Genomic DNA, 20535 nt, shown 5'->3' on the forward strand with positions numbered 1-20535 from the left:
ACTACCGGAGTTGGAGTGACAACTGGAGTTGGAGTTGGAGTTACTACCGGAGTTGGAGTGACAACTGGAGTTGGAGTCGGAGTTACTACCGGAGTTGGAGTTGGCGTTGGCGGCGGGTCGATCGCATCATCAGTCGAAAACACAATATTACCAACACTACTAGAACGAGGAAACGACTGCGATGTAATGCTAGATTGTCCCGTTGTAATTGCACCCGCCGTACCGTTGCTAGCAGCATCCCCCACCACAAACGGTTGAATCGGCGTCCCTCCATCTCCCCCAGCGTGTGTAATTGCGATATTTCCGCCACCTGCGCCGCCAGCAGTAGAAATGCTAGCAAATCCCGTCGGCGACAGTGGGGTGGAAAAAGTACCCGTAGCGCGGAAAAAACTGCCTGTTATTGCTGTGACATTGCCACCAGTGCCGCCAGTACCGCCTTGGGCATTGATAAATTCTACTTGAATATCGCCGATCGGATCTAAGAACACATTGCCGGCATTTCCGACTATAGCGCTAGAGTTAATTTGTCCGGTCGTAATTGAAGTTATCGCCTTAACAGTTATGTTGCCGCCACTGTTTCCCGATGTATTCAAATTGCCTGCGGTGAAATTGTTACCGCTTGTAAATAGAATTTCTCCGCCATTAGCAGTAATATTTTTAACACTTATATCGCCCTTGGCAGTAATATCGACTTTGCCGGCGGTGACATCTCCTGATAAGTTGACTTTTTCTGTGTTTAGTGCTGTCAATTGTTGCGCGTTAATTGTCGAGTTTCCTGTCACATTGCCAGCATTTTCGATCGCAAGATTTCCTAACTTGCTGGTGGCCCCCACCGAACCGTTGAAAGTGATGCTGCCGCTACCGGAGGCTAGATTTAAGTTGCGGGCATTAATGCTGTCACTGTCGATCGCGCCCAAAGCAATATTTCCCCCTGCGGTACTAAATATCGCATCCTTTGTCAAGACCAAAGCATTGCTAATATTAATGTTGCCGTTATTAGTCGTAATATTCCCGCCTACTTTAGTATTTAAAGCCGTAATGTTAAAACCCGAATTGCTTTTAACATTCCCGATAAATTCCGCATTTGATGCAGTAATATTCAAAACCGATAATGGCGTTGTTTCGCCGATATTTCCTTGCAGCAGTACATTGCCATTCGCGGCATCTAAGCCCAACAAATGATTGCCGTCGATCGCACCTTTTATATTAATACTACCAACGCTGCTTTTGAGCTTAACCGGGTTTCCTAGTTGAACGTTGCCCGTCAAATCTATATTGTTAGTTGTATTGATGCCAGAATTTAAATTAATTGTTGAACCTTGGAGAGCAACACTGCTGTTGTCAAGCCCGGTAATAGTGCCATCAAGTGCGATCGTACCAGTTCCCGTTTGAATATTTACTGGATCTAAAAATGTGAGATTAAAGGGAATACTAATATTGGCACTGCTATCCGAGCGCCCGATCGCGATCGAGCTAAATCCATTTTGAATCAAATTAAGTTCCGATGCAGTCAAATCTAAAGCGCTAGTATTGTTATCAATTCCGCCAACAACAATATTTTGTCCGGCTGTGGCGGGTTGTAGCGTTAACGCCCCAGTACCAGAAACCTTCCCGGAAAAATTAATTTCACCTGCTGTTAAATTCAGCGGGTTACTACCTGCAGATAAAGTAGAACCGAAAGCAATAGTTGCATTTACGAGTGTAAAATTTACAGGAGCTTTTAATGTCACTGGATTGCTAAAACTAATGTTATCATTAGTTGTGGTGATATTTCCGCCAACCGCAACAGTTCCCCCGCCATTTTGAATAAATGCACCGTCTAAGTTCAGGTTTTTCTCAATATTGAGATTCACCTTATTGGTGATTGTGAGCGTGCCGTCATTGGTGGTTGTTACAGTTCCTTTGAGATTAACATTATCAGCCGCAATACCCAGATTGCCAGCTACGTCAACTGTATTATTGAAAGTAATGTCGCTGCCTGCGAGAATGGGATTATTAGCAACAGTCACAGCATCTGCATAAGTTTGAGTTCCGGTTGTAGTGACATTCCCGCCTAAAGATATCTTGCTGTTGGCAGTTAAACTTGTGAGAGGAATTGTTTCGCCGATCGCACTTTTGAAGGTAAGATTACCGCTAGCGGCCTTCACAGTCAAATCGCTGGTACCATCAACAGTATTATTGAAAGTAATGCTGTCACCTAAAAGAATCGGATTATTGGCAATTGTAACTGCATCTCCATAGGTTTGAGGGCCGATTGTAGTGACATTTCCCTTCACTTGAGTTGTCCCGCCAGCATCTGTAGTCAAACTCGCGGTAGTGACTGTTTGATTAAATGCGGTTGTTCCTGTAGAATTAGCTGTTAAATTGCCGATCGCACTTAAACTCCCAACTGCACCATTGAAGGTAACATTACTGCTAGCCGCCTTCGCCGTCAAATCGCTGGTGCCGTCTAAAGTATTATTGAAAGTAATGCCGCTGCCGGAGAGAATGGGATTATTGGCAATTGTAACTGCATCTCCGTAGGTTTGAGGGCCGATTGTAGTGATATTTCCCTTGACTTGAGTTGTGCCGCCGGCATCTGTAGTCAAACTCGCGGTAGTGACTGTTTGATTAAATGCGGTTGTTCCTGTAGAATTAGCGGTAATATTTCCTAATGCCTTGGTATTGCCAACTGCACCATTGAATGTAACATTACCTGCACCCCCATTGACAGTCAAGTCGCTGCCAATGTTATTGGCATCAACAATATTATTGAAAGTAACGCCGCTGCCTGAAATAATCGGATTAGTGGCAATTGTGACAGCATCTCCATAAGTTTGACTGCCCGTAGTTGTGACATTGCCTTTTAGTTCAGTTGTGCCACCTGGATCTGTGGTTAAACTCACGCCCTCGACTGTTTGATTAAATGCGGTTATTCCTGTAGAGTTAGCGGTAATATTTCCTAATCCCTTGGTATTGCCAACTGCACCATTGAATGTAATATTACCTGCACCCCCATTTACAGTCAAGTCGCTGCCAATGTTACTGGCATCAACAGTATTATTGAAAGTAACGCCGCTGCCTGAAATAATCGGATTAGTGGCAATTGTGACAGCATCTCCATAAGTTTGACTGCCCGTAGTTGTGACATTGCCTTTTAGTTCAGTTGTGCCACCTGGATCTGTGGTTAAACTCACGCCCTCGACTGTTTGATTAAATGCGGTTATTCCTGTAGAGTTAGCGGTAATATTTCCTAATGCCTTGGTATTGCCAACTGCACCATTGAATGTAATATTACCTGCACCCCCATTTACAGTCAAGTCGCTGCCAATGTTACTGGCATCAACAGTATTATTGAAAGTAACGCCGCTGCCTGAAATAATCGGATTAGTGGCAATTGTGACAGCATCTCCATAAGTTTGACTGCCCGTAGTTGTGACATTGCCTTTTAGTTCAGTTGTGCCACCTGGATCTGTGGTTAAACTCACGCCCTCGACTGTTTGATTAAATGCGGTTATTCCTGTAGAGTTAGCGGTAATATTTCCTAATGCCTTGGTATTGCCAATTGCACCATTGAATGTAATATTACCTGCACCCCCATTTACAGTCAAGTCGCTGCCAATGTTACTGGCATCAACAGTATTATTGAAAGTAACGCCGCTGCCTGAAATAATCGGATTAGTGGCAATTGTGACAGCATCTCCATAAGTTTGAGTACCCGTAGTTGTGACGTTGGCATTTAGTTGAGTTGTACCGCCAGCATCGGTGGTGACATTGGCAGAGTTGACGGCATTAAAGATTGTTGTGCCTGTACTATTGGCGGTGATGTTTCCTACTGGGGTGGTACTGCCTACTGCACCGCTAAAGGTGATGTTTCCTGTGCCTGCACTAGCACTGAGGTTATTGTTGCCATCTACTGCCCCATTTAAAATAATATTACCGCTACTGCCTGTATTGAGATTAACATTATTTCCAACTAAAGTATTTCCGTTGATGGCAATGTTTGCGTTTGAGGTGCTGATGTCAGCATTTAGATTTGTTGTATTAGCAGATATGGTAATTGGAGCGTTATTGCTTCCCGTGATGGGACTGTTAATTGTAATTGTACCTAGTGAGGTTTGCAGGGTAGTAAGAGGATTTAAGGTGATGGGGCTATTAACTGATATGTCACCTGATATGTCACCACCGCTATTAGTTTGAATGGTAAATGAACCTAAGCTCGGTTGTAATAATCCTATTTGTGTTGGTGTTAAGTTTAAGCCGCTACCGGGAATGTTGCCGATGACTATTGGCGCACTAGTTGTTAATGGTTGTAGGGTTAGATTGCCTGTTCCAGATACATCTCCTGTCCAGTTAATTGCGTTACTTGTAAGCAGAACGTTATTGGTAATTGTCGCTGGGCCGTTCAGGTTGATGCTGCTGGTTGCTGTTACGTTACCGGAAAGATTAGTATTGCCTGTAGTGCTTAAGCTAAGCAGGTTAGTAGTATTAGAAAAAGTGTTATTTCCTGTAGTATTGATGGTGAGGTTTCCAAGGGGGATAATACTACCGATCGCGCCTGTAAATGTGACGTTGCCTGCACCTGCATTGACTAATAAACTTTCAGTGTTTGCTGTAGTGCCATCAAGAGTGCTATTAAAGGCGAGATTGCCGCTGCTGGCGGTTCCTGATGTTGTCAGGGTAATGGTTGGTTGAGTGAGGATAACAGGTGATTGGAAGGTAATATTGCCACCGCTACCAGTGGTCGCTGAAGCATTGATATCACTGTTAAGAATAGTATTTCCTGTACCAGAGTTGAGAGTGATGTTTCCTCCCGTACCTGCACCTCCTGAAGTTGAAGTCAGAGGCCCAGTATTAATGTTACCCCCAGCAGTGGAAAGCGCGATCGCTCCCCCATTTCCATTAGATGAATCTGAATATCCAGCACTGGTGTTAATGGAACCTGTGCCTCCAGTAACAGCAAGGGTAATATTCCCGGCCCTAGTACCTGTAGCCTGGGAACTGGAAAACAGACCATTAGTGGTAATGTTACCGCCAGTAGTGGAAAGCGCGATCGCCCCTCCATTTCCTGAATTTGAATAGGATATTAAATTTGCAGTAGTGGAAATGGCGATCGCGCCTGTTCCCGCAGTAACAGAAAGAGTAATATTCCCTCCGGTACCTGCACCAGAAACGGAACCAGAAATGGAATCTATAACGCTAGTAGTAATGTTACCACCAGCAGTTGAGAGGGCGATCGCTCCTCCATTTCCTGAAGTGGAACTGGAATCCAGAATAGTAGTAGTGTTGATCGCGCCTGTTCCTCCAGTGACAGAGAGTGTAATATTACCTCCCGTACCTCCACCTTGGGAAGAAGAGGTCAGAGCGCCAGTAGAAATGTTACCGCCAGCAGTTGAAAGTGCGATCGCTCCTCCATTTTCTGAACCGGAAGAGGCATCCAGTGTTGCAAAAATATTGGTGTCGATCGCGCCTGTTCCTCCAGTAACAGAAAGGGTGATATTCCCTCCCGTACCTGCACCTCCTGAAGAGGAATCCAAACTATCAGTAGTAATGTTACCGCCAGCAGTTGAAAGTGCGATCGCTCCTCCATTTCCTGAAGTCGAAAAAGATTGCAGAAAAACACCAGCAGTGGTATCAATAGAACCTGTTCCCCCGGCAGTGAGGGTGATGTTACCTCCCGTACCTGCACCTTGGGAAGAAGAGTTCAGATTGCCGACAGCAATATTACCGCCAGTAGTAGAAAGTGCGATCGCTCCCCCATTTCCTAAAGTGGAACTGGCATCCACCAGTCCGGCAGTAGTGTTGATCCCACCTGTTCCTCCGGTAACAGAGAGGGTAATATTTCCTGTTCCTGGGATGCCAAAGGAATACAGAAAGCCAGTAGTAATATTACCACCAACAGTTGAGAGGGCGATCGCTCCACCATTAGTTGAACCGGAATTGGAAGTTAGACTTCCAGCAGTAGTGTCAATGTAACCTGTACCTCCAGTAACAGAGAGGGTAATATTACCTGCCGGAGCACCGAAAAGAGTGGTGATAGTGGAATCCAGATTGCCAGTAATAATGTTGCCACCAGAAGTTGAAAGGGTAATCTCTCCTCCCTCTGGTGATGCTAAACTGGACTTGAGAGTGCTGGCAGATGTGTTGATATCACCCCCACTGGTAAGGGTAATATTGCCGCCGTTAGTGGAAAGGTTGGCATTTACTGATATTGCATTACTAGCATTCAATGCGATCGCCCCATTCCCAGAATTAGTAATAGGCTGATTAACAGTAATATTGTTATTCGCTTGCAGCGTCAGCGAGTTGCTATTACTCCAGGCAACGGGAGCATTAACTGTAATGTCTCCTACAGCGGCAAAACCCGATGCAGTGGAAATGGTGACATTGCTTGCTCCCAGTTGCGTTTGCAGGGTTCCATTATTAATCGTAGAAGTGGTAGCGGCGGGAGCGAATACTCCGAGTGTGAAAGTGCCACCGGCATCAGTGGCGGCATCGATAGTGATGTCTGTTGGATCTAGCAATAGCGTCCCTGCAATCCCAAAGGTCGATCGCAAATCAACTAATCCTTGAAAATCCAGCGATTGCTTTCCAGACACTTCCACAAAGCCACCATTCCCAGAAAATAAGCCGCCTTTGGCCGTAATATTGCCATTAAAGCGAGTAGTTTCTTCCGCCCAAACTATAACTCGCCCGCCATTCCCATTACTAATAGCATCAGCATTAATCGTCGAGTCGCTGCTAACAAAAGTCCGCAAAGCATTGGGCACCGTCCCCAAACCCTGATAATCTCCCCCAATCAGTACATTACCGCCGCCGTTAATCCCCGAAGCATCGATATTGCCTGCAATAACTCCTACTTTGTCGCCTAATATGTTAACGTTGCCGCCAGTGTTGCCAGAGACGTTGACACTGCCGGATGCGATCGCAGTTCCCGCAGTTACAGGCACTGCAACATTGCCCGTCAACACAACTTCGCCATTGGGATTTACCGTCAAACCCGTCGCCTGTGCCACACCTTGTCCAGTCAGCAACTCCGGCAAAGATAACACTGGCTGCGTCCAATTGTTTGGCAGCGAACTTTGATTGGCTGTCGGCTGAATATCCAAGCTCAATAAATTTCCAGCTTGACTAATTCGCACCAAATTGTTACCCGGTACGGCGCTGATGAGAATATTGCCGCTAGGCGCAGTTACCTGACCCGTATTGATAACCATACCGCCGATCAAACTTAAACTTTGACCTGGTGTCACCGTCAAATTGCCTGCATTAACAATGCTTCCCCCTGGCAAATTTGTAAACGCAAAACTATTCGGTGTCCCGATGAAAGTTGCCCAATTGTTATTGCCGATTGCACTAAACCACTGATTGTTACCAAAACCAATGCCTGTTGCCGTAGTAGCATTAAAAGAACCAGGCACGTTGAGACTAGCATTCGGCCCGAAAATTATGCCAGCAGGATTCATCAAAAATAAATTGGAATTCCCGCCCGTAACTTGAATTAAGCCATTTATTAAAGAAGGATTACCCCCAGTAATCCTTCCCAAAATATTTTGAATATTGGGATTGGTGAGAAAGTTAGCCGTTTGAGCCTCGCTGAGGCCAAACTGAGTAAAACTGTGAAAAAGATTAGCCCCATCTCCGCTGAAAGACCCCCCGGAAATGTCGTAGCGGTTGCCGTTGGGAGTAACAACTGTGTTAGTGCCGTCGGCTGCCGGGGCTATGGGTTGCGCGTTTGCCGAACCCGCCGCTGCACTCAGCCAGCTAACAATGAATAACCATCCGAGGAAATGTAGTCTGTTGGCTGTCATTATGTTTAAAGATTGTGCTTGAAGTGCGATCGTATTTATTTCTCCTCTTTTTACTCCTAAAAATTCCTGATGTCAATAGGAGCAGCCTATTTTTAGTTGCCGAATAATTAGGAGGGGACAAGGAAATGTATATTTTTAATTACTATTATTTACGTAAAAACTGTTTTTTTTATTAGGAATCAGGCGCGGGAAATAAAACTTGGTTTATTGTTTCGACTTTCACTGCTTCCCTGACCCAATTACCTTAAAAAACCGGGTTAAAGCGTCCGGGACTTTTGGTGAAAATATGGCACAAAACGCGAGGTTTAGGGGTTTAAAAAAGTCTGAATTTTAGTCAAGACTACGTAAGTAGCACTCGCCTATTATACAGCTTGCTTAGATTGGCAAAAAATTCGCTCAAATTCCTACTCGCGGCCGCTGCCACTTCTTTTTGCATCCGGCGAGCAGCTTGCAGCGCGCTTTGAGGAGCAACTAACCGAACAGCCGAGTTTTTCTCAAAAACTTTATATTTTATGGATGAACTTTACTAAAACTTTATAAACCGCGAGCAAAAATTTTATGTATTTCTGATGAAAGCCAATATTTGCAAGTCTTACACTCAATTTGAGAGCGTTACCGAAACCAAGTAAATGTAGTAGGTTGGAAGTCTACGCAGGATGAAAATCTTGCTCTGACAGATTAAACTATGCCAGTCTGGTGTCAGTGAAAACTCTTAGAAGAAGCACTCATTTACTCCAAAACACCCTTAAGTGACATCTGTATGTATATTCACTGGTGTGGAGCCTCTTCTTTAGGTTTGACGATCGCCCTAAATATAGCAGGCTCGCGATCGTCTATTCGCGTCACGGCAACATGGCATTTAGGGCATTTTCCGCCTTACTACCTAACAATACTGGAGGAATCAGGGTTATGACTACCTTAACGCTAGTCAAAAAAACATCTTTTACAGTCGCCAGCTTGGCAACCACAATGTTGCTCAGCATCTGCACGCCCGTCCGAGCTTTCACGTTTGGCACTGCCGGCATCCAGTTCGATCAAGATACCAATATAAACTTTACATTCGACCAATCTCGCAGCCCTTACCAGTCAAACTTGTGGGTTGCCCAAGCTGAGCCAGAAAACAATGGCTACACCAACATCGCTAGACTGTTTTATGAGACTAAAGCTTCAGATAACGGCTCTGCCAACAACTGGGAAGGAACCTTCGGCAACGCAGTCACCTCCGAAAACGGCTCCATCACCCAAACCTTCAGATTTTTGAAGAATCAAACTTATGCCCTGCTGCTGTGGAGCGACACGGGTAGTGGCAACTCTCGCGAGCAATACGTCTCGTCAAGCACCTTCATGAACAGCACCCTATGGTGGACCCCCGACACCCAGTTCCGAAGAGATGAATGTGGGGTGGTCGGATGTCAGCTTGCTGTGTTTGGTAACTTTATGCTCAACCCCAACTCCAGCGACTCATTTACAAACATCAACGGCGGTAAAGGCCCAGAGCAATTTTCATCCCTCACAATGGCCCAACTGGCTAATGGCACACAAATCTCCTTCGACGATTTGCACGATGCCAAACCAGGAACCGGGCTTGACTTCAAAGACTTCACCGTGTCTGCTCAGTCAGTCCCGGAACCAGTCCCCGGACCAGTCCCCGGACCAGTCCCCGAACCAGTCCCCGAACCAGTCCCCGAACCAGTCACAGTATTCGGGACTATGCTGGGTATCGGGGCTTTGGCTGCGGCTCGCAGGAAAAAAAAGCGAGGGCAGTAACCATAAAAATGACTCTTAAACAGACCCATACAAATCTAAATAGTGCGTCTGTTCAGTGGTAATCTGAGGAATAGCATTTCTAAATGTTAAGACTTTTTCCATAACGGGAAAAATAGCATCCTAACAAAGGCACTATTCATGGTATCCACCGCAACAAAAACGAACGTAGGCTACATCACCCAAATCATTGGGCCGGTTGTAGACGTAAAATTCCCAGGCGGCAAACTGCCCCAAATCTATAACGCTCTCACGATTTCCGGCAAAAACGAAGCAGGTCAAGACGTTGCCGTTACCTGCGAAGTTCAACAACTGCTCGGAGACAGCCAAGTGCGTGCAGTTTCCATGAGTACCACCGACGGCTTGGTGCGTGGCATGGAAGTAGTAGATACCGGGGAAGCAATCCAAGTTCCCGTCGGAATCCCAACTCTCGGCCGCATTTTTAACGTCATCGGTCAACCCGTAGACAACCTCGGCCCGGTCAATACTTCCGAAAGTATGCCCATCCACCGCAACCCGCCGGCTTTCACCGAACTGGAAACCAAGCCTTCGGTGTTTGAAACCGGGATCAAGGTGATTGACCTGCTGGCCCCCTACCGTCGCGGCGGCAAAATCGGTTTGTTCGGCGGCGCAGGCGTCGGCAAAACCGTGATTATGATGGAACTCGTGAACAACATCGCCAAGGCTCACGGCGGCGTGTCCGTGTTCGGTGGTGTGGGCGAGCGCACCCGCGAAGGCAATGACCTCTACAAAGAAATGATCGAGTCGGGGGTTATTGACGAAGAAGACCGCAGCAAGTCAAAAATTGCTCTGGTTTACGGTCAAATGAACGAGCCGCCTGGTGCTCGGATGCGCGTGGGCCTGTCGGCTCTGGCGATGGCCGAATACTTCCGTGATGTCAGCAAGCAAGACGTGCTGCTGTTCATTGACAATATCTTCCGGTTTGTGCAAGCGGGTTCTGAGGTATCGGCTCTGTTGGGTCGGATGCCTTCGGCTGTGGGATATCAGCCGACTCTCGGTACAGACATGGGCGACTTGCAAGAACGGATTACTTCGACTACCGAAGGTTCGATTACTTCAGTTCAAGCTGTGTACGTACCTGCGGATGACTTGACTGACCCCGCACCGGCTACGACTTTTGCTCACTTGGACGCTACAACTGTGTTATCTCGCGGTTTGGCTGCGAAGGGGATTTATCCTGCGGTTGACCCGCTGGATTCTACGTCTACGATGTTGCAAGTTAGCGTTGTCGGCGAAGAGCACTATGGTGTTGCTCGTCAGGTGCAGTCTACTCTGCAACGCTATAAGGAATTGCAAGACATTATTGCGATTTTGGGCTTGGATGAGCTGTCGGAAGATGACCGCTTGACGGTTTCTCGCGCTCGCAAAATTGAACGGTTCTTGTCTCAACCGTTCTTTGTGGCTGAAGTGTTCACCGGTTCCCCCGGCAAGTACGTCAAGCTGGCAGACACCATTAAGGGCTTCCAGATGATTTTGGCTGGCGAACTTGACGAATTACCGGAACAAGCTTTCTATTTGGTGGGCGATATCAACGAGGCGATCGCCAAAGCTGAAAAAATGAAAGCTGACGCCAAGTAATTTTAGTCATTAGTCATTAGTCATTGGTCATTGGTCATTAGTTGTTAACAGTTAAAAGTTAACAGTTAACAACTAAGTGACTGATGATAGCCGACGGCTGACTAATGACTAATTACTAATGACTGCTGACTGCTGACTGCTGACTAATGACTAATGACTAAGGACAATTTATGACATTAACTGTGCGCGTAGTGGCCCCAGACAAAACTGTTTGGGATTCTAATGCTGAAGAAGTAATTCTGCCGAGCACCACAGGCCAACTGGGTATTTTAAGCGGTCACGCTCCAATGTTGACAGCTTTGGATACCGGAGTGATGCGCGTCCGTCCCGGCAAGGAATGGGTGTCTATTGCTCTGATGGGTGGCTTTGCAGAAATCCAAGAAAACAAAGTTACTATTCTTGTCAACGGCGCTGAAAAAGGCGAAACCATTGATAAAGAAGCTGCTCGTACTGCTTACACCGAGGCAGAAGCTCGTTTGGAAAAGGCTACTAGCGGCACTTTGCAAGAGCAAATTCAAGCTAAGCAAGCAATCAAACGCGCGAGAGCTCGTTTCCAAGCTGCTGGCGGCACGCTCTAGCTCTAAGGTTAAGGACATAGTGCTTTTGTAGTAGGGACACAACAATGTTGTGTCCCTACTGTTTTTCTCGCGTTGTGTCCCTAATGTTTCGCTAAACTCCCGCCTCGGACAATAGAGATTGCATTGTTTCCCAAGATAACCCCTGCTGAAGATAGCGGGGGTTATTTGGATTGTAGGGACTCTCCACGCGATCGACACTGACAATTTTTGCTTCCTCCGGCAAAACAGGAACATCTGGATCGAAAGCGGTCGATCGCGTCAGGGAGCTAGAAAAGCCTTTAAAAATAGCAATTTCATCGAATTCGCCGTCAATTTCGGCCTTAACGATTAAAACTTCGTGCGATCGTTTTACCGTGTATTGTTCCAAGCGACGAGCAATAGAGTCAGCCATAGCAAATCTCACTTTCCTGAAATCTGCTATAATATAGCTTAATTTTGTGGCTAATTTCAGGGATAGCCCGCTAAATTTTTATTTTTAATTCGACCTTTTTTAACCGCAGGAAGTAAGCACACATAATATAAATTTTGTAAAAAACATCTGCAATATTTCCCGTCGGCAAAACCTACTTGTTCAATATTTTACAGCATATTCCATGTAGATTTAGTACGGATAAACCGGGTTTCGATCAACAGAATCAGTACCCGATGTGATAACTGTAAAGAAACCCCGTGAGAGCGCGGTATAATTCATCAACCTGGAATATTCTGTATGATGCAGGAACAGAACAAAGCATTCAACTAAAACAGGCAAATGCTGCTGAATTTCAAAAATGTCTGGAGCTTTATTTCCAGAAAAATTTTACTGAGACGCAAAAATTATTCAATAAGATTTGCGAAAGAAAGCCTCAAGATAAGTTAGCAGCAATTTACTCTCAGCGCTCTCTAAAGAATGGAATGTCTGGAGTGCCTGAAGGATAGTGGGGGATAGAAGCTTCGGATGAAAAGTAGTGATACAGATATATTGTATGTGAACATCGGTTGGGACAGGGAAATGCCTTGTCTGGCGCGGAAAGTAGCACACGGAAATCCCGTGTCTCTACGGTTCGCTTTGACTGTTAATAATTTGCTATAAGATGAAAGATTGTAGAAACGAGATCGGCTCTTCCTTGTGTAAGTTGTGTTTAAGTACAAAATGGTTTATAATGCTTACCAGCGGTAAGAACTCGCTCCAAGTATTAACTGGGTTTTTCAACCTAAACTAATGTTATGTCCACTCCTTCTCTCAAGCACTTAGTGGCAAAACTTTCAAGAAAAGCAACGCTGCAAACCGTACTCATAGTTCCGTTTGTCTTGCAAGTATTTGCAGCGGTGGGTATTGTAGGATATTTATCATTTAGGAACTCTCAAAGAGCAGTGAATGACCTGGCGGATCAATTGATGGGGGAGGTGAGCAATCGCATCGAGCAAAATTTGAGAACTTATCTGCAAACTCCGCACCAAATCAATCAAAGCAAGCTGGATGCGGTGAAACTGGGTTTTGTGAACATGAAAGACTTGTCAGCTTGGGAAAAGTATCTGTGGCGACAAGTGCAATTATATCCTTATATCAATTTTACGTCGATCGCTAATCAAGATGGAGAATATCGCACTGGCGAAAAGATGTCTAACGGTACTTTATTGATTAACGCATCGGGCCCATCGACAAATTTTGATTTTTATTCTTACAATACTAATGATACGGGCGATCGCACTACAGTAGCCACCTCCGTTAAAAACTTCGACATCCGGCAGCACCCTTCCTACGCCTATGCGGCTCTAGAAGCCAAACCAACTTGGAGTTCAGTGTATATATCATTCCTAGAACCCACCTTGATTCTCAGCGCCCTGCAACCAGTTTACAACAGCCAGAAACAGCTAGAAGGAGTATTAATTGCTGCTTTGCGTCTCGACAGTATCGGTCAATTTTTAAACAGCCTCAAAATAGGTAAATCTGGTCAAACATTTATTATCGAAAGAAACGGCACGCTGCTGGCAACTTCCACACCCGAAAAACCTTTCCGCAGCCAAAACGGTCAAAAAGAACTGTTTAAAGTTACAGAAAGCAGCGATGCAGTAACGCAAACTACAGCTAAATACTTAGAAACTCACTTTCAAAACTTCCACCAAATTACAAAAGCGCAGCAAATAAATGTTGAGATAAACGACCAGAAAAAATTTTTAAAAGTCCTGCCGTTCCAAGACGACAAGGGTTTAGATTTGCTGATTGTCGTCGTCGTTCCCGAAGCCGACTTTATGGAACAAATTCATGCCGGCAACCGAACTACTGTTTTGCTATGCTTGGCAGCTTTGGGCATGGCAACTGTGTTAGGACTTCTCACTTCTCGCTGGATTATCAAACCTCTTATAAAATTAAAAAATGCAGCAATAGCTTTATCTGAAGGACAATTTGACCAAACTGTAAAGCTTGATCGCTCCGACGAGTTGGGCGTACTTGCCGCTGCTTTTAACAGCATGGCAGCACAACTGCAAGCATTCTTTACTGCCTTAGAAACTAAAAATAGCGAATTGCAGCGACTCGACAAACTGAAAGACGAATTTTTAGCCAATACTTCTCACGAACTCCGCACTCCCCTCAACGGCATTATTGGGATTGCAGAATCTTTAATAGACGGTGCTACCGGACAACTGCCAGAGTCAACAAATTTTAACTTAGCTTTGATTACATCTTCGGGGAAAAGATTGTCTTCTTTAATTAACGATCTTCTGGATTTTTCTCAGCTCAAACACAAAAAGCTTGAACTGCAAATTAAGTCCATCGGTCTTCGAGAAATCGTCTCTGTAATTCTCACTTTGTCTCAGCCATTAGTAGGCAAAAAAAACTTGCAGTTGATTAACTCAGTTGCTCCTGAATTGCCGCCAATAGCAGCAGACGAGAATCGGTTGCAGCAAATACTTTACAACTTAATCGGCAATGCGATTAAATTTACCGAAAGTGGCAGAGTAGAAATTTCAGCAGAATTGGTAACTGGCAAGGCACAATCACCCCTTAATTCCCAATTAGCAATTACTGTATCCGACACCGGTATTGGCATCCCCGAAGATAAATTAGAGCGAATTTTTGAATCCTTTGAACAAGCTGACGGTTCCACTGCTAGAGAATATGGCGGCACTGGTTTAGGGTTAACGGTTGCCCAACAATTAGTGGAATTGCACGGAGGTAAAATTTGGGTATCTTCAACTGTAGGCGTCGGTTCCCAATTCATATTTACTTTGCCCCTATCTGAGAGTCAACCGGATGTTAGCAGCCTGCAGCCGCTTTTAAGCGAGAATTCTCCCATTTTTATCACTCCTGAATTGGGCCGCAAATCATCTCTAATAAATTCTCCGATCTCAGACAATAGCGACTTGCTAGAAACTGAAAAAATAAAAGTTTTGGTAGTCGATGATGAACCCATTAATATTCAGGTGATCATTAACAGTCTTTCTATAGAAAACTACGAAATAAGTCAAGCGAGCAACGGCTTAGAAGCTGTAAATCTGATTGAATCAGGATTTAAGCCGGACTTAATTTTACTCGATGTAATGATGCCGCAGATGACTGGTTATGAAGTGTGTCGAGAAGTCCGCAAAAAATACTCGCCGTTAGAAATGCCAATTCTGATGCTGACGGCCAAAAATCTAACTACCGACTTGGTAGAAGCTTTTAACTTAGAAGCAAATGATTATGTAACTAAACCTTTTATCAAAAAGGAATTGTTGGCGAGGATTAATACGCAAATTCGCCTAGCAAAACTGAATGCAGCCTACGGCAGGTTTGTGCCACACGATTTTCTAAACTTGCTGGAAAAGCCGAGTATTATTGAAGTAAAACTAGGCGAAAATCAGGAAAGAGATATGACAGTGCTGTTTGCTGATATTCGCTCGTTTACGGCGCTTTCAGAACAGATGACACCACCTGAAAATTTTGCATTTATTAATACTTATTTGGGAAAGGTTAGCCCTGCAATCAGGAAAAACAACGGGTTTATTGACAAATACATTGGTGATGCAGTCATGGCACTGTTTCCTACATCTCCTGATGATGGTGTACGAGCAGCAATTGATATGCAGAAAGAAGTGAATATTTACAACCAGCAGCGAGAAAAAAATGGCTTGTTTCCGATCGCGATCGGCGTCGGTTTGCACGCGGGCAATTTGATGTTGGGTACAATTGGCGAACGAGAACGGATGGAAAGTACGGTGATTGCTGATGCGGTGAATCTCGCGTCTCGTTTGGAAGGATTGACTAAGGTTTACGGATCGGGCATTCTAGTTAGCGGTGCAATTATCGATCGCCTAGACGATCCAGAAAAATATAAGTACAGATTTGTCGATCGAGTAACGGTGAAAGGAAAGACAAATGCTGTGTCGGTGTTTGAAATTTACGATACAGAAACAGAGGAAAGCATTGTACTCAAGCAGCAAACGGCGGAGGTTTTTCAAGAAGCCCTCAATTTTTACTACGAGCAAAAATTTGTTGCCGCCCAAAAAGTATTTCAAAACATTTTACAAATCAATCCGGACGATCGGGTAGCAATGCTGTATTTCAAACGCTCTCGCAAGTATCGAATGTACGGAGCCCCAGAGGGGTGGTCTGGGGTGGAAACTTCGACGGAAAAATAGGGCGCACACTGCACGCCCTACTCTCTTTAACAGATGGTTGCACAAACTTTAAAATATATTTGTACAAACACCCAATTTATTCCATGTTTTAGGGCCGACAATGCCATCAGCAACGATTTGTTGTTTGTTTTGAAAATTGATAACGGCTTGTTGGGTTTTTGGGCCGAATCCTCCATCAGTATTTACAGAAAATCCGCTGGCGTTCAAGAGTCGCTGAAGGTAGCGAACGTCCTCATTTTGGGTGACGCCATCGTTGCGTTTGAGTAGGGGAAAATAACGGCAGGAAGGTAATTCAGTGCGAATTGCGTTTGTGGTTTGCATGGTTTGATTCTCCATTGGTTGTTTGCAAGTTGTTTAAAAGCAGAGAAGTGCGGAAAAGATGTTAATTAATAGTCCTGGATGCACTTTTGACGGGCATAAACGAGGTTTCGGCTTCGCTCAACCACTAGGTTTTTTAGCGTTTATGAGGGCGTAAAAAAAGTATTGCTGTGAAAAAACCCCGTTTCTTGCTACCCGTGGGCATAGGATTAGTTAACTTGGATTTAACATCCGGGTTCACCTGTATAACAAGCACCTAAGAGACTCCAAGTTTGAGGGCCGACAATGCCATCAACAGCAATCTTATTGTCCTTTTGAAATTTGATGACTGCTTGTTCGGTTTTTGGGCCGAAGAATCCATCAGTTGCCACGGGATGTCCGTTTTTAACTAAGGATTGTTGGAGATAGCGCACGTTTTGATTGGCAGTGGTGCTATTATTTCGTTTCAGTGTGGGCAGTGAAGAGCAAAGAGGCAATTGAGCGTAAATTGAATTTGTGGTTTGCATGGTTTGATTGGGGATTAGTGGTTTGCAAGTCGTTGGAACTTGCTATTCCCCAGTTGTAGCTGTGGGGGGAAGTGCTTTAACAGTCGCTTTTTATAGTGACGCTTATCTGGGGTAGCTCAGATGAGTGACAGGCAGCTATCAAATCCGTTTTGTATAAAATAATTGTCAAAGGCAAACAGCAGCGAATTTCCATTTTTTATCAACTTGTAACATCTTTGCCACCAGCCCCACACCATACCTGTAGGGCTTTTGGTGTCGGGATGGATAGGCAGATTGACCTAGGTTGGCTAGGCAATCAATCCTGTCACGGTGTAATCGCTCCACTGTTGTATAAGCTAAGTAAGGGTCTTTTCTATAGAGGAGGCAAAAATACTGTATTTAAAGCTAGTTAACCATTTGAGCGAAAAGGCCGATCGGGAAAATAGCTCTGGGGTTGGGACTTTAACTTAGAAGTGATATCGTAGAATCGGTAGATAGTAGATTTCCGGCTGTCAAACAACTTGAGAATTGAATCAATGACAATTTCTGTAACTATCGGGTTAAAGTGGGAAATAAAGTCGTCGGCGTTGAGATTTTCTCGAAAAAATTCCTTAGCTCGATCGCACTGATAGCGCATTTCGTCAAAGCCAACAATTTTTACCACAAACGTTGTCAGGGGCGAACTCTCCAAATCGTTATTAGAAGTGCTTTTAGCCCGCCCATTTTCTAATAAATTCAATACTTCCGCTTCTAAACTAATTTTAGGTTTATAAGGTTTCTCTATTTCGGGAAAAAAGCTTTCCAAACGCACGCAGTTAGGAGCTTGAGCCGGGATTCCTCCCATCATCATCGCCAGAGAAACCTCAATCCCCAAATCCGAAGAAAGAGCTTCTAGTAGGGCTAGGGCAGACAGTTTGCACCCCAAATAAAGCTTCGCAATTTCGATATTGTACTTAGCAGTAGCTTCCCAGCGCTGATAGGTGCGATCGTCTGGATATCCCTCAAACTGTCGGAAAATTATTTCTGGCTTAAGATAATTCAGAAAACCTTCCATCTTGAGCAAAGCAACTCGGTAGTCGCGAACCGTGTAAAAACCGCAGCAGATGAGATTGTGATTGGTTTCCGGCAGTAAATTCCAGGTATTTGCCAAAAAATGGGCTGAACTATGGTGAGCAAAACTCATCACATCCCGGTTAGAGATTCGCACAGCTTTTTTCACCGTTTCCCGCATTTCCCCGTCAGTCAAACTGAGGTTAAACAGGCTATTTATTGCTTGCAAGCGGTCATAAAGGCGCTGGCTTACCGTTACTCCTGCATCGGCGGCGCGAAACGGAATTGTTGCTTCAATGCAGCCTGTAATTTGAAGCAATTGCTCGCGTGTGAGAAATGGTTCTAGAGCTTTTGCTGCTACGACAGCGCTGAGAAATTCGTTTTGTCCAGCGAAAGGATTGAGGACTTCGCCCGGTTCAAAATTGAATACTAGCATCACCATATCGAAGGTAGCATCGGCAGACAGTTCAGATTTATCCCGAATTTGTAGTTGTTTGTTAACCTCTTTTGCAACAGGAGTGATGTAGTAGCTGACGTTAAAATTAATGCTGCGATCGACTTGCACGTAGACGGTATCGTGAAATAAAGCTGCCAAAACCTCGATCGCGTCTTCCTTTCCCCCCACATCAAAAATATGTTCGGGAGTGTGAAAAAACCGCCAGGGCCCCATCATCGGCTGAACAATCAGTTCGGCAATCCGAGCGACTTCACTTGGTTCGACTTTTGCCTCCAGGCGATCGAGCGCCCAAATTAGCCTTTCTAAGCACTGTAAGTAGGCTTGTTTGCTATCCATCACAGTCTTTACCAATAACATTGCTGTCAGTCGATTTTAGATTTTAGATTTTAGATTTTAGATTTTATCCACAGATGAATCTGGGAGTTTGTACCTGAGTCTAAAATTTTTATATCTCCACGACAGGAGTCGTTCGCAAGTACCCGTTTGTGGGCGGTTTACGTCAGCCACAATGCTGTTATTTTGATTCTTTCATAGATGCGCCCGGCTTTTGTGAGTTAGGATTTTTGAGTTTTTTGGTGAAGACTTTAGCGGCAATTTAGGAGGCAAATACTTACTTAAAATCAACTTAATTTCCGGTTGCTGATCTCCCCTGTTTTCCTAGTCTAATTAGCACAAAATATGACAAGTAAATTACATAAATTGCTAAACCTATCAGACCCAACAATCCCAAAAATTGAGGGTTTGCCGCAGGGTGAAACATTTGTTTGTAGAGCCAAGGTGGGTCTAACCAAACGCGGCAAAAAGGTTCATCAATGACTTGAATTTGAGATTTAAAAGCACAGCTTAAGAAGGGAAGTTGAGCTAGAGCGCCCAAACCGCTGTAAACAGTAATCGCCCACCGCCAAGCTGTAAAAGCCAGTTTCAGGGGCGACTGCGGTCGATCGGCAATTTCTTCGTTTAAATCCTCCCAAAACCAGAGACTAGCAGGAATTAAAGCCCTCCCAATCACCGACGATACAAAGCTCACAGGCAGCGCAGCCATCATCAGGTAAAGTGTAATGGCCAGCAAACTCGCCACCCGCCAATAAATAATCGACAAACGGACGATCGCCTCAGCTTTTGCCACAACAGCCCAAATCAGCACTACCAGCGGGATCGAAATTGTTAATAACACAGACAACCGGTAATCCATCCAGACTAGCGGTTGAAACCAAGGCCCGGTGGCTGCCAATAAAAGACTCAACATCTTTGGGAAAATATACTCACTTATTTGTCACAAATTTTACTACAAAAATGCTAAAAAATCAGCAACCAGAACACGGTCTTAATGTTTATAGTTACTGCTACCTTTTCTAAGGTACTTGGCGCGCTTTGAAGGGTACTTGATACACGATAGACGGCAATACCCTTGAGTTGAAACTGTTTATTCCTCAGATATCTCCTTCCCATCCTCGCCTCCCTTGGGGGATGCAAGAGCAAATTATTGTCCCCCTTGGGGGCGAGGGGGAAGCTGGCGGATTTGAACCGTATTGGGATAGAAGGCCAATCTCGCCATTATTTCAAGGCTCAACCCCTAAAATAAAATTCTCCCGCGCCAAAAGTTAGATTTCGGCGCGGGAGGGAAGGCATAGAGCTAAATGGCTCGTTTATTCCTCGTAGATGCGGCACTCAGCAGCGTCAGGATTGTCGTCGCAAAATTTTTCAAAGGAATTCTTAGGTTTGACTTGCTTTTGGTGGGAAGCTTCTGCTTGCAGTTCTTCAACTGCGTCCCACGCCGCCGCGCATTCCCCGGAAGTTGCGCCCTTTAGGTCACAGACGGTACGAGCGCTTTCTAGTTCTTCTTCAATTTTCTCTTGGATGTTGCCTGCGGGTGTTGTTGTCATAAAGCTTGT

The 20535-nt window shown here is 44.9% G+C and carries 13 protein-coding genes; 6 read left to right on the forward strand and 7 right to left on the reverse strand.

The genetic code is table 11. From position 1 onward, the window contains the following. Positions 1-7790, reverse strand: a 7790-nt coding sequence (locus QUA24_RS16350; RefSeq protein ID WP_333230766.1) for a two-partner secretion domain-containing protein, incomplete at its 3' end; no start/stop codon positions are given. A 760-nt stretch (positions 7791-8550) separates the two neighbouring features. Between QUA24_RS16350 and QUA24_RS16355 the strand changes: the two genes are divergently transcribed. From QUA24_RS16355 to atpC, 4 genes are all read left to right on the forward strand, one after another. Continuing rightward, positions 8551-8703, forward strand: a complete 153-nt coding sequence (locus tag QUA24_RS16355; protein ID WP_333209626.1) for a hypothetical protein — start codon at positions 8551-8553, stop codon at positions 8701-8703. Continuing rightward, positions 8700-9557, forward strand: coding sequence for a PEP-CTERM sorting domain-containing protein (locus tag QUA24_RS16360; RefSeq protein ID WP_333230767.1), 858 nt, complete (start codon positions 8700-8702; stop codon positions 9555-9557). The genes QUA24_RS16355 and QUA24_RS16360 overlap by 4 nt, the downstream gene beginning before the upstream one ends. 138 nt (positions 9558-9695) lie before the next feature. Continuing rightward, a complete protein-coding gene (gene atpD / locus QUA24_RS16365) occupies positions 9696-11153 on the forward strand; it encodes a F0F1 ATP synthase subunit beta (protein ID WP_333230768.1) in 1458 nt (485 codons plus the stop codon). Positions 11154-11323: 170 nt separating this feature from the next. Beyond that, a complete protein-coding gene (gene atpC, locus QUA24_RS16370) occupies positions 11324-11731 on the forward strand; it encodes an ATP synthase F1 subunit epsilon (RefSeq protein ID WP_006635885.1) in 408 nt (135 codons plus the stop codon). Between the two features lie 91 nt (positions 11732-11822). On the opposite strand, the gene QUA24_RS16375 is transcribed toward atpC, so the two are convergent. Continuing rightward, positions 11823-12122 carry a DUF7734 family protein gene (locus QUA24_RS16375; RefSeq protein WP_333075195.1) on the reverse strand — a complete coding sequence of 100 codons (300 nt, stop codon included), beginning with the start codon at positions 12120-12122 and terminating at the stop codon, positions 11823-11825. Between the two features lie 278 nt (positions 12123-12400). Here QUA24_RS16375 and QUA24_RS16380 point away from each other — a divergent pair, with 278 nt between their 5' ends. Next, the gene (locus QUA24_RS16380) at positions 12401-12649 is read left to right on the forward strand and encodes a hypothetical protein (RefSeq protein WP_333230769.1); all 249 of its coding nucleotides are present in this window, start codon (positions 12401-12403) and stop codon (positions 12647-12649) included. A gap of 288 nt (positions 12650-12937) precedes the next feature. Then, positions 12938-16333, forward strand: a complete 3396-nt coding sequence (locus QUA24_RS16385; RefSeq protein ID WP_333230770.1) for an ATP-binding protein — start codon at positions 12938-12940, stop codon at positions 16331-16333. A 48-nt stretch (positions 16334-16381) separates the two neighbouring features. Here the strand turns inward: QUA24_RS16385 and QUA24_RS16390 are convergent, their stop codons facing one another. The 5 genes from QUA24_RS16390 to QUA24_RS16410 all read right to left on the reverse strand — a co-directional run bounded on the left by QUA24_RS16390 (position 16382) and on the right by QUA24_RS16410 (position 20526). After that, positions 16382-16654, reverse strand: a complete 273-nt coding sequence (locus QUA24_RS16390; protein ID WP_333082922.1) for a peptidoglycan-binding domain-containing protein — start codon at positions 16652-16654, stop codon at positions 16382-16384. A 221-nt stretch (positions 16655-16875) separates the two neighbouring features. Beyond that, positions 16876-17157, reverse strand: coding sequence for a peptidoglycan-binding domain-containing protein (locus tag QUA24_RS16395; protein ID WP_333230771.1), 282 nt, complete (start codon positions 17155-17157; stop codon positions 16876-16878). Positions 17158-17545: 388 nt separating this feature from the next. Further along, positions 17546-19000, reverse strand: coding sequence for a hypothetical protein (locus tag QUA24_RS16400; protein ID WP_333230772.1), 1455 nt, complete (start codon positions 18998-19000; stop codon positions 17546-17548). 268 nt (positions 19001-19268) lie between these two features. Beyond that, complete coding sequence (locus tag QUA24_RS16405) at positions 19269-19889, reverse strand: DUF3177 family protein (RefSeq protein ID WP_333045632.1); 621 nt, start codon at positions 19887-19889, stop codon at positions 19269-19271. Between the two features lie 400 nt (positions 19890-20289). Then, positions 20290-20526: a Calvin cycle protein CP12 gene (locus QUA24_RS16410; RefSeq protein WP_190662788.1), complete on the reverse strand. Its 237-nt coding sequence runs from the start codon at positions 20524-20526 to the stop codon at positions 20290-20292. Between the last annotated feature and the right edge of the window lie 9 nt (positions 20527-20535).

The sequence above is a fragment of the Microcoleus sp. Pol12B5 genome, assembly GCF_036701335.1.
Taxonomy (GTDB): Bacteria; Cyanobacteriota; Cyanobacteriia; order Cyanobacteriales; family Microcoleaceae; genus Microcoleus.

What these genes read in the sequence shown, in the direction of transcription:
- QUA24_RS16395 (WP_333230771.1), bottom strand. Translation starts at nt 17,157, where the DNA reads ATGCAAACCACAAATTCAATTTACGCTCAATTGCCTCTTTGCTCTTCA.
- QUA24_RS16360 (WP_333230767.1), top strand. Translation starts at nt 8,700, where the DNA reads ATGACTACCTTAACGCTAGTCAAAAAAACATCTTTTACAGTCGCCAGC.
- QUA24_RS16355 (WP_333209626.1), top strand. Translation starts at nt 8,551, where the DNA reads ATGTATATTCACTGGTGTGGAGCCTCTTCTTTAGGTTTGACGATCGCC.
- atpC (WP_006635885.1), top strand. Translation starts at nt 11,324, where the DNA reads ATGACATTAACTGTGCGCGTAGTGGCCCCAGACAAAACTGTTTGGGAT.
- atpD (WP_333230768.1), top strand. Translation starts at nt 9,696, where the DNA reads ATGGTATCCACCGCAACAAAAACGAACGTAGGCTACATCACCCAAATC.
- QUA24_RS16400 (WP_333230772.1), bottom strand. Translation starts at nt 19,000, where the DNA reads ATGTTATTGGTAAAGACTGTGATGGATAGCAAACAAGCCTACTTACAG.
- QUA24_RS16410 (WP_190662788.1), bottom strand. Translation starts at nt 20,526, where the DNA reads ATGACAACAACACCCGCAGGCAACATCCAAGAGAAAATTGAAGAAGAA.
- QUA24_RS16385 (WP_333230770.1), top strand. Translation starts at nt 12,938, where the DNA reads ATGTCCACTCCTTCTCTCAAGCACTTAGTGGCAAAACTTTCAAGAAAA.
- QUA24_RS16390 (WP_333082922.1), bottom strand. Translation starts at nt 16,654, where the DNA reads ATGCAAACCACAAACGCAATTCGCACTGAATTACCTTCCTGCCGTTAT.
- QUA24_RS16405 (WP_333045632.1), bottom strand. Translation starts at nt 19,889, where the DNA reads ATGTTGAGTCTTTTATTGGCAGCCACCGGGCCTTGGTTTCAACCGCTA.
- QUA24_RS16375 (WP_333075195.1), bottom strand. Translation starts at nt 12,122, where the DNA reads ATGGCTGACTCTATTGCTCGTCGCTTGGAACAATACACGGTAAAACGA.